This is a genomic window from Vogesella fluminis (assembly GCF_014652335.1).
GTDB lineage: Bacteria > Pseudomonadota > Gammaproteobacteria > Burkholderiales > Chromobacteriaceae > Vogesella > Vogesella fluminis.
Genome location: NZ_BMYP01000112.1, coordinates 1 through 973 on the forward strand (window position 1 = coordinate 1; position 973 = coordinate 973).

Consider the following 973-nt stretch of genomic DNA (forward strand, 5'->3'; position numbering starts at 1 on the left):
CAACTCCGCTGCTGCCTCCAAATCAGGAACATCCCGATTGGTCAGCAATCGCCACTCCAGCCCCTTTACACCTTTGGGCGGTTCCAGTTCTGTGGCAACGATGGCGTTCACTTCCAGCATCTTGCCGTCAACCGGTAAGCTGACGCGTTGTACGCGAACACTTTGACGGACCGGGCGGGCCTTCTGGCCATGACGGGATGGCAGCTCGAACATGATCTCGCCACAAGGTTCGACTTGGGCAACTTGTGCCCACAGGCGCTCGCCATCCTTGTTCAACTTGCGGTTGTGCTGGCTACGCAGCAGCCAGTCCGCGGGGTGGTCCAACGCGACGGCGCGCTGCATCAGTGCCAGGATGTCGCCCTCGCGATCGGCTACATAAACCAGCCGGACACCCGGTAGGGCTTGCGCCTGCTCTGCCACCCGCTCGTAGCCTTCGATCCAGCGCGTGCTTTCCTTTACTGCCGGCGGACGGCGACCCTCTTTGTCCTTGGCTTCGCGCGCCCACATCCAGGCGTCCAGCACACCCAGTGGCACCCGCTGGGGACTCACGGCCAGCGTGGCGTGCAGATACATTCCACGCTGAGCCTCATAACTTAACGGGCCAAGCCCGTCGATGGTCTGGCCGTTGAAGTCCAGTTCCGTGGTGTCCTGCAGGCAGAGCACCACCGGTTCTGCGCGCATGCGTTCCTGTGTCCGCGCCCAATGCGGCTCCAGGATGTCTTCCCAGCCGATCTTGTCCTGCGCCAGTAGCCGATAGGCAGCCTTGGTTTCCGCCCAGCCGCCACAGGCGTCCGGAATACTGGCGCTGGGTCGCTCACTCAAGCTTTCCAGCAGTTTTACCACCCGGCTATTCAATCGCTGGTCACCCAGATCCACCCCCGACATCTCCACCTCCGCCCACGTCACAGCATCACCTTTCGCTTGTCAGGACGAGATGGTAACGGCTGGCGAGGGACTTATGGGTAATGGAATG

General features: G+C 61.7%; 1 protein-coding gene. It reads right to left on the bottom strand.

Features of this window, described 5'->3' with window-relative positions; translation table 11 throughout:
• Nucleotides 1–906, bottom strand: a 906-nt coding sequence (locus IE083_RS15670; RefSeq protein WP_444545840.1) for an IS4 family transposase, incomplete at its 3' end; no start/stop codon positions are given.
• Between the last annotated feature and the right edge of the window lie 67 nt (nucleotides 907–973).